This window comes from Melaminivora alkalimesophila, from assembly GCF_000282995.1.
Lineage (GTDB): Bacteria > Pseudomonadota > Gammaproteobacteria > Burkholderiales > Burkholderiaceae_C > Melaminivora > Melaminivora alkalimesophila.
Genome location: NZ_ALEE01000682.1, coordinates 1 through 3098, shown reverse-complemented (window position 1 = coordinate 3098; position 3098 = coordinate 1). Strand labels below are relative to the sequence as shown.

2 protein-coding genes are annotated in these 3098 nt (G+C 72.1%); both read right to left on the bottom strand.

Going from position 1 to position 3098, the window contains the following annotated elements; genetic code table 11:
• Positions 1 to 1201 (bottom strand): DUF294 nucleotidyltransferase-like domain-containing protein (locus A612_RS13280; protein WP_019374951.1); only part of this gene is annotated, 1201 nt, incomplete at its 3' end.
• A gap of 28 nt (positions 1202 to 1229) precedes the next feature.
• Positions 1230 to 3098, bottom strand: a 1869-nt coding sequence (locus A612_RS13275) for a 3'-5' exonuclease (RefSeq protein WP_019374950.1), incomplete at its 5' end; no start/stop codon positions are given.

Sequence of the window (3098 nt, the reverse complement as noted above, 5' to 3'; positions counted from 1 at the left end):
CCCCCCCCAGCCGGTCGTGCGTGTTGACCGCCTCCAGGGCGCCGGCCAGCGCGTAGATGCGCGCAAGGTCAATGATCGGCACGATGCCGCCGTGCTTGAGGTCCACCGTGCCGGGATGCGCGCCGCCGCGCTGGGCCTTGATCTGGCCGAACAGGCCGAGCGGCGGCCGCTGCCCCAGCGCGTTGCCCACCATGTGCGCCAGGAACAGCCCGTTGCCGCGGGTGCGCTCCAGCATGTCGCGGCGCAGGCCCTGCAGCAGCTGCGCGTCGCCGCACACGGCGCGCATGTCGAAGAACACGCCGGTGAGCATCAGCGCCTTGCCGTCGGGCTGGCGCGTCCACTGCGAAAAATAACCGTCCCACTGCGCACGCGGCTGGCGCCACTCGGGCGTCATCGCCATGATGCCACCCGGGCAGTGGACGTAGCCGCAGGCGTCCAGGCCATCGCACACGAAGCGCGCCAGGCGTTCGAAATACGCACCATGCCCGGCCTCGCGGTAGTCGTCCGACAGCACCAGGCAGTTGTCCTGGTCGGTGCGCGCCGCCTGCTCCATGCGCGCCTGCGAGCCGGCCGCCACCCAGGCATAGGGCACGGGCGGAGGGCCGAGCTGCTGCTCGGCCAGCTGGATCAGCCGGATGGTGAAGGCGTCCGTCACCGAGGTGATGACGATGCCGGTGTTGTGCGCGCTGGTGTCGGCGCGGGCCAGGCTGGCCTGCAGGTGGCGCACGCGCGCGCTGCAGGCGACCAGCCCCGCCAGGTCGGTCTGGCGATAGATGTCCTGCGTCAGGTGCAGCGCAAACGGGCTCTGCAGCTTGCCCAGGTCGGAGGCCGTCACCATCCCGACCAGCTCCTCGCCGTCCAACACCGGCAGGTGGTGGATGTTGTTGCGCGCCATCAGCGCCATGGCGTCGAGGATCGGCTGGTGGCGCTGCGCGGTCAGCAGCTCGGCCGTCGCCACCTCGGCCACGGGGCGCGTGGGGTCGACCCCCGCGGCGAGCACGCGCTGGCGCAGGTCGCGGTCGGTGACCAGGCCCGACAGCCGCCCCTGGTGGGTCAGCAGCACCGAGGACACTCCCGCCTCGGCCATGCGCTCGGCGGCGCTGCGGATGCTCTGGCTCCCGTCGATGCACACCGGCGCGCGCCGCACCAGGCTGCCCACCGGGCCGGCCAGCAGGCCTTCGGCTCCCGAAACGCGATCCATCGCTGCCTCCTCGGGCGCGGCGCGCCGCCTAGTACTTGAGCCGGGCATAGTAGGTTTCCTGCGAGCGCGCACGCGCCTGGCCGAGGGTGACGATCCCCGCCTCGCGCAACAGCGGAATCAGCCGCAGCAGGATTTCCGCCGTCACCAGCGCATCGCCCAGCGCCGTGTGGCGCCCCCGCACCGCGACCCCCAGGCGCTCCGCGATCGCTTCGAGCCGGTGCGATTCCTGGTGCGGGTGGACCAGCGCCGACAGCAACAGGGTGTCGAGCACCGGCTGCTGGAAGCGCAGCCCGGTGCGCGGCTCCAGCAGCTGCAGGAAGCGCATGTCGAAGGCGGCGTTGTGGCCCACCAGCACGGTGTCGCGCGCGAACTGGTGGAAGGCCGGCAACACCTGCTCGATCCGCGGCTGTCCGGCCACCATCTGTGCGGTGATGCCATGGATGGGGATGCCCGCCTCCGGGATGTCGCGGCCGGGGTCGATGAGCTGCTCGAAGGATTCGTGCCGCAGCAATCGGCCGTTGACCACGCGCGCCGCGCCGATCTGGATGATCTGGTCGCCGCCGGCCGGGTCGAGCCCGGTGGTCTCGGTGTCGAACACCGTATAGACCAGCTCGGTCAGCGGGCGCTCGTCGAGTTGGTTGTCCGCTCCCGTGACGGCAAACAGGTCGAAATCGAAGAATTCCGGCCGCCCGTCCAGGGGCTGCGCCTCGGCCACCACCTCGTCCGCGCCGCCCGCCAGCGGCAGCAGGAATCGAAAGAACGCCTGGTGCGAGGCCCGGTGGCGCTCGAACCACATCTCGGCGTCGTGGCGCTCCAGCACGTCGCGCACCGACAGCGGATGCACCTCGCCGCCGATGCGCATGGGGTCAATCTCCCAGCCCATCACGGTTTCGGTGTTCACCGCATGGCCGACCCACGCCAGATCCAGCCGCGCCCGCCCGCCCTCGCGCGCCAGCCGCAGCTGCAGGCTGCGCACCCCGAACTCCTCCACCAGGCGCCCTCCCAGGTGGACCAGCGCCTGCAACAGCGAAAAGCTGTCCAGGCGCAGCCACAGCAGCGCATCGACCTCCCCGGCCGTGACCGGCACTCCGCATTGTGCCGCCACCTGGCGGGTCGCCAGCTCGACGAACTCCGAGCCGCGCATGTCCTCCAGCGGCCAGCGGGTGCGCAGCGCCTCGGCCGAGCGGCGCGCCACGGCATCGACACGCTCCACCAGCGTGGCGACCTCGTGGCGCAGCACGCCGAGGAAGCGCTCGCGCATCTCCGGCTCCAGATCGTCGTAGTCCAGCATGTCCAGCGCCGCCTGCGCACTCGCCAGCGCCGCCCGGCTGCCTTCCGTGAGGCCGTGCAGCAGCTGGCCGCGCGCCGTCTCCTCCTCGAAACTGCGCGTGATGTTGTCCAGCATCAGCACGAAGCCGTCGATGTCGCCGTCGCCGTCCGCGTCGGTCACCGGCGCCAGCTGCGCGCGCAACAGCTGCCCGGCGCGCGTGGTGGTGACGAACTGCGCCGAAGGGTGGGCCGCCCCGCGCGCCAGGCGCTGCTGCACCCGCTCCAGCGCGTGCGCCACCAGCCGCTGGTCGAAGACCGCGTAGATCGAGCGGCCGATGCCCACCAGCTCGGCGCCGCCGGCCAGCTGCGGCGCCTCCGACAGGGCGCGAAACTGCATGCGCGCGCGGTTGTTGTACAGCAGGATGCGCCCCTCGCGGTTGCACACCACCACGCTCTGCGTCAGCTCGGCCATCAGGGCCGCCAGGCGATTGCGCTCCTGGCGCACGCTGGCGCTGGCGCGCGCCACCTCGGCGGCGATGTCGGCGCGCAGCGCATCGCGCTGGTCGGCCAGCGCCTGGATGGTCTGGACCAGCATCTGCTGGTCGGCCGCAGGGCGGGCCGGCAGCCG